The following is a 6,240-nucleotide window of genomic DNA, read 5'->3' on the forward strand; positions in this document are numbered from 1 at the left end:
GAACGCTGCCCGGATTTGGAGTTGGTGTGGGCCGACACGAAATACCATAACCATGCCCTGCATGACGCCATCGCCCAGATGTATCCGGACGGGTGGCGTCTGGAGATTGTCAGTCGTCCGGCCGGGGTGAAGGGTTTTGTGCTGTTGCCGAAACGGTGGGTGGTCGAGCGGACGTTTGCGTGGCTCGGCCGGGCGAGGCGGCTGAGCAAGGACTACGAAAGGCGGGCCGATTCCAGCGAGTCAATGGTCCGGGTTCGAGGCATTCAACATCTGTTGAATCGGCTGCAGCCGAAACCCTCTCATCCTTTTAAATACGCGATAAAATAAGGGGTATCTTTCCGGACAGACTCTAAGTGGTGCATCCGCCAAGTTAACACACAGATAGCGGGGTGGAGATACCGGCCGGACGGCAGTGCCATCGGCGACACTGGCCGCATCGATTTTGCCGATCCCCCCGCCCCGCCATCTGTGCGTTAACTTGGCGGATGCACCACTAAATAATCGGCTCAAATGCGTCATAATTCTTGAGGTATCCAAATAGCCTTTAGGAATTTCATTTGATTGGTCGTCTGAGCGGCACGCATTATGGTCAGCACCGCCAACGACGCGCACCATGAACGCCTTTCGATTTGAGAGTGGCAAACGTCATTTCTGGATTTCTGCGTTTGACGGGCCCAAAGCCAAATGATAAACTTTGATTGCCCAATCTGGATAACCGGTGTCGTCATGGATATGGCCGAACTTGCCAAACGCACAGGCCTGCCGGTCCGCAAACTGCGGTACATCTCAGACCATCGTGTTCTGCCCGGGTTGAGGGGAATCCAGGCCGGACACGGTGTCGCGAGAACCTTCACGAACTTGGAGGGGTTCGCCATCGCTTTGGCCGCCCGGTTGCTCGACTCCGGCCTGAGCCGCAAATTGGTGACGTCCGCCTTGGCGGCCGCCTGCCGCCCGGGCGGTCCCCCGGAAACCACGCCTGTTCCCCACCTGTCGAGGGTATTTCACATGTCGGCCGGGCGGCTTGAGATAGGTGACGCCAAATACGCACGGGTTCACGCTCCCCGTGACCGCAGTATCGGGGGCGTGTTTGACACCCGCTGGATGTCATTGTCGTCGGTGTTGGCGACACGTGATGATTACACGCCAACCGTGTTGGTGGCCGTCGAATTGGACGAACTGGCTCGGGCGGTCCAAGCCCGGCATCCAGACCGTCTCGAATGATTTTGCCCGGACAACCAGACAATCTGTGGGTCAGCATGTTTTTTGCGGAGGAAGCCAGGATGGTCGCCGAACTGTCGCCCGAAATGATATCGGAGCATCCGCCGGAATTGATCCGGTTCGTGTCCGACGAGGCGGAACGGGATGCCGACGAAGTCATTCAGCTGCTCACGGTTGCCGGTCTGACGCCCTTGCCAGGAGAGACGGCTCACTTCCCGCCCGGCATGCTGCTTGACTTGGCGGCCTTCGTCCGGTTGCGGCGATGGGAGGCGTCAGGGCTGTCGATCAGTCGCGAGGCCCGGCTCCCGTCTGCCGCCGCGGTTCTGTGGCATGTCATCAACTACCTCACGGCGGCGGTCGGTGACCCGTCGGCCCTGAGCGTGGCCGGGGACTTTGCAAAGGTCGTTTTCGATTTGGCGGTCACCGGGTGCGCGTGGACGGCAAGGCCGGAACTCGGGGCGGACATCCTTTTGGACGTCATTGACGAGGATCTGCTCGTCGAAACCTTTGCTCAACTCTTATGGACCTTCCGGCACGACATCCCGCCGGTGAAAGGGGACACACCATTATGATCGGCACATCGCACAAAGGGCGGGGGCTGTTCTATCATCGCGATTCCGAGGGCCATTCGGAACTGGCCGCCCCGCAGTACGTCGAATGGGCCCGCAAAGAGGCCGAGACCCTTGGCGTTTCCTTCTCCGGCACTGCGGCGGCGATCAGTGACATGATTGCCAACGGCCTCTCGGTGCGGGACGATCTTTACCTCGACTACGGGATCTCGGGAAATCATCTCAGCCGCCCCGCTTTTGACGCCCTTCAGCGCCGGCTCATGACCGACCCGGCGGCGAAATATCTGTTTGTCAGAAATCGCGAGCGGCTCGCCCGTCCGGACAATCCGCTGGACGCCATGCAGATCGAAACCAAACTCCGGAAGGCGGGGGTGACGATCGTGTTCATGGACAAAGTCATGCCCGCGATCGCCCAGGGACAGCGGATCCCGGTGGCCGACCAAATAGTCAGCATGATCGAATACGAGGAGTCCGGGAAATTTCGCCGCAATCTGGCGTTGAAACTGACCCACGCCAAGATCGAACTGGCGGAGACGGGTTTCTCCATCGGCGGGGAGCCGCCCTATGGTTTTCGACGGTGGCTGTGCTCCAATGAGGGAGTCTTGGTGAGGGAAATCGGTCCCGAGATTGTAAAGCGACCCGGCCACCACGTTGTCTGGCTCCCGACGGCGTCCGAGGAAATGGCCGTGGTCCGGAGAATCTTGGATTTGATTGAAACGATTCCCGCGTCGCGGATTGCCAAGATGTTGAACGCCGAGGGGATTCCCTCCCCGAAGGCCGGCCGGACGCGGTCGGTCAACGGTGCGAGGGTCGAGACAAGCGGACAGTGGACCCAGAACACCGTCCGTAACATCGCGACGCACTCGTTGCTCATTGGCGTGTGGGAATACGGCAAGCGTTCGGAGGGTGACCAAGTCCGGCTTACCAAGGACGGCCCGCGGTTGCTTGATGAAACGGACTTCCGTTCCGACGGAACAGCGAGGATAATTATCAATCCGGAAGACCAGCGCATCCGTACGCCGGCCAAGTCGGAGGCGGTGATGACTCGGGAGAAAATGGATCGGATTCGGGCCGTGATCGAAGAACGCGGCCGCCATTTGAAAGGAAAGGCGAGAACCCGCGGACAGGTGGTCAACCCTCTCGGAGGCCGTATCTTCGATATGAACTGCGGCTGGCCCATGTACCGCTATGCCAAGCGAAAAAAATGGTGTTACGGCTGCGGCCTCTATCAAAATTCCGAAGCGAAGTGCTGCCGTCACAATATGGTCCCCGGCGAGTTGGCGACGTGTTTTGTGTTCGGCTGCCTCCGCCAACGGTTGTTAAATCCTTCCGCGCAGGCCAAACTCAAGGCTCGCCTGCTGGAATTGGCGGCAGGTTCCCAAGCCGAAGATCCGGTGAAAAGTCAGTTTGAGGCGGACAAAGCCGAACTCGCGGCTGTCCGGAAGAAGCTGTCGCTGGTCGGGCAAAATCTTGCCTATGCCGAGTCGCCGGAGGCTCACGCGGCCGTCGCCAAAGTCTTTGGGGAATTAAAGGACAAAGAAGCACGCTTGGAGCAACAAATTGCCGCTTATCGGCCGTCCGTCGGACAAACCAATCCCGGACAAGAAGTCGGGCTCGCACTGAAGGCGCTTGATCGTCTGACGGAGTCGGTGGTCGCCGGGGAGGCAAACTGGTCGGTGGCGGGCGACGTTTTCAACAAAACAAACGCCAAACTTTACCTCCGATTCTCGGAGGTCGTGCGCGGGCGACGGACGTTCAACGTCCCGGCGGGTGGGATAGTGACCTTCGGTTCGACTCCGCCACCAGTCACGATGTACACAGGACCGACGGACCGGGCCATCATCAGGAGGATGATGGCGGCCGGCGAGCCAGTCACTGCTGTTCCGGAGCGCGTTGCCCCGGAAGATTCTGATGCTGGGCAGAATGTTAAAGGGTCAGCAAACGTGCAACGTGTCACAAGGCACTGCAGCCGACCGGGGACCTCAGCCGTTGTCAAATTGGTTTGGGTCGTCTCGCCCCGGCGGCTGAGTTGGGTCGTTCGGCAAGCGGAGGAGAGTCGGATGTGGGGCTGGCTGAATCGCCGGGCGCGAGGGAGGCAAGTCACCCGTGAGTGCGCCGTCACCCGTGCCAGTCGCCTCATCACCAAACGTGGCGGCAAGCAAGTCGCCGATTCCGAGGCGGTTGCTTGTGAACGCGGCAGCACGGTGCTGTGGGTCGCCGCGTGCGAAATGGATGAAGATGGCCGGGACTGGCTTGTGTTCTTCCAATGTGATCTATTGCGAGGTTGTCAGCCGGATTATGCTCTGGTGAAGGTTAATGCCCGCACCGGCCGGGCGGTCATCTGGCCAGTCATTTAGTGCCGAACAAAGCGTTGCAGGTGACCGGCGACCTCTGTCCCGGTTAGCAGGTCGGAGTCGCCTTCGCGCCGGCCCCTGAACTTTGGCGTTCGGCGGTGGAGGGCATCGGACGTGCAATCGCTGATGACCATTGATGGTGTGACACGCACACGCGGCCGCCCCCCGGCGGTATACGGGAAACTGACTGGCGGTGATGTTCAAGTCGGCCAAGTGGTCATGCTTCAGTTTGGCGGGATTAAACGAACCGCAATAGTCGCAGAAGTGGCTTGCGGCTTCCACCGCACCCCACCACAATCGGTATCTGCGGGGACGGAAGTCGGTCTGTGGCTGCGGGGCGACGACTTGGATGTCATCAGAGACGGCGAGCCGTGGTGCATATTCGGCGGGTTCGCAGAAGCCGAACAAGGCGTTGCAGGTGACCGGGGGCCTCAGTCGTTGTGACATGGGTCTGAGCCGTCGCGTCCCGGCGGCTGAGTTTTGGCGTTCGGCAACATGGCCGCGGATTCGGAAAGTGCAAGTCGGTTGGTCGGGTATCGGGTAAAGTCGTCTGTGCCGATGGGCGAAGCGTGTCGAGAAGAGTGAAAGACCAACCACTTCGCCCGGCGACAGTCGCCGGGGAAGAGAACGGGGTATTAGGCCGAACAAGTCGTTGCAGTTGACCGGCGACCCATGTCGCGGTGAAGTGGCCGGGGGTACTCCGGCGCCGGCAACTGAACTTGGGCGTTCGGCAATGGGGCGACGGTTCCGATGGGTGAAGTGGCTCGGGTCGATGGCGGAAGCGGGTTGAGAAGGGCGAAAGACAAAGCGCTTCGCCCGGTGACGGTCGCCGGTGGAGAGAACAAGGTTTCCGGCCGAACAAGTCGTTGCAGTTGACCGGCGACTTCCGTCATTGTGAAATGGCCGGAGGTTTTCCGGCGCCGGCAACTGAACTTTGGCGTTCGGCAGCATGGGCGCGGATTCGGAAAGCGCCAGCCGGTTGGTCGGGTATCGGGGTAAAGTCGTCGGTGCCGATGGGTGAAGCGGGTTGAGAATGGTGAACGACAAAACACTTCGTCCGGTGATGGTCGCCGGACGAAGGGAACAGGGTTTCGGGCCGAACAAGTCGTTGCAGTTGACCGGCGACCGCTGTCGCGGTGACAGGAGTGCAGGTACTCCGGCGCCGGCAACTGAACTTGGGCGTTAGGCGGCGGAGGAGACGTATCGGTGGAGATCAACGTTCTTGATCCGCCAGATGGCAATGTGGTTGCCCGCGGCTCCTACTACGGTGGACCTGCTTACGAATTCATAGTAGGTAAGGACCAACAGGTCTACTTTCGTGTGATCGGGGAGAGCGAATGTGTTTGGGCTGGTAGGGATGCCGGTTCGTTTCGGCGGATCGCGGAAGCATGGAAATGCTACCGGACGCAGGTAGTCGGACTGTCATCGGAGGCAGCCCAACTTGCACGAGTGGCTCAGATGCGGGCGGAATTGGCTTCGCTCGGTGCGCTGCCCGTAGACCTTCCGCCGGAGCCGGAACCTTTGTGGTCATTGCTGGTATTCGAAGCCGAGCATGGCCTGGGATAGTCGTGGCGCCTAACAAGGCGCTGCAGCCGACCGCGGCAGCCGTGCACGGTTTGCCAGAGCCATCAGCTTCGGAGGCTGCCGCGGCTGCTGAGCTTAGGCGTTCGGCAGCATGTGCATGGGTTCAGGAAGTGCGAGTCACCGGGTTGGGGCAGTGGGCGCAGTCATTCGTGCCGATGGGCGAAGCGGGTCGTGAAGGGTGAACGACAAAACACTTCGCCCGGTGATGGTCGCCGGACGAGGGAACAAGGTTTCGGGCCGAACAAGTCGTTGCAGTTGACCGGCGACCTCCGTCGCGGTGACAGGAGTGCAGGTACTCCGGCGCCGGCAACTGAACTTTGGCGTTCGGCGGCGGAGGCGCGAAGGGGATGGGAGCCGTCGTCTCGGGTTGGCGAAGTCGGCTGGGCGACGCAGTGGCCGAGCGGCTGTCGCGGCTGTTCGCTCTGCCGACCGACCCTGCGCGGCGGTTCCCGGAGGCCGTCTGCTTCGTCCTCGATCAGCCGGACGCGCTGGAGGTGTTCGCCCTCGACCCGGCC

Annotated in this window: 4 protein-coding genes; all 4 read left to right on the forward strand. The window is 60.9% G+C overall.

What is annotated here, in order from left to right; translation table 11 throughout:
* A partial coding sequence (locus BGIM_RS55695; protein ID WP_020475870.1) for a transposase occupies positions 1-327 on the forward strand: 327 nt, incomplete at its 5' end.
* Positions 328-726: 399 nt separating this feature from the next.
* Entirely contained in the window at positions 727-1,221 is a 495-nt protein-coding gene (locus BGIM_RS0143550; protein WP_020475871.1) for a hypothetical protein, read from the forward strand.
* A gap of 59 nt (positions 1,222-1,280) precedes the next feature.
* Entirely contained in the window at positions 1,281-1,790 is a 510-nt protein-coding gene (locus BGIM_RS64185) for a hypothetical protein (RefSeq protein ID WP_157369877.1), read from the forward strand.
* Positions 1,787-4,144 (forward strand): recombinase family protein, encoded by a 2,358-nt coding sequence (locus tag BGIM_RS0143560; protein WP_020475873.1) that lies wholly within the window; start codon positions 1,787-1,789, stop codon positions 4,142-4,144. The genes BGIM_RS64185 and BGIM_RS0143560 overlap by 4 nt, the downstream gene beginning before the upstream one ends.
* Positions 4,145-6,240 lie beyond the last annotated feature (2,096 nt).

Source organism: Zavarzinella formosa DSM 19928 (genome assembly GCF_000255705.1).
GTDB lineage: Bacteria > Planctomycetota > Planctomycetia > Gemmatales > Gemmataceae > Zavarzinella > Zavarzinella formosa.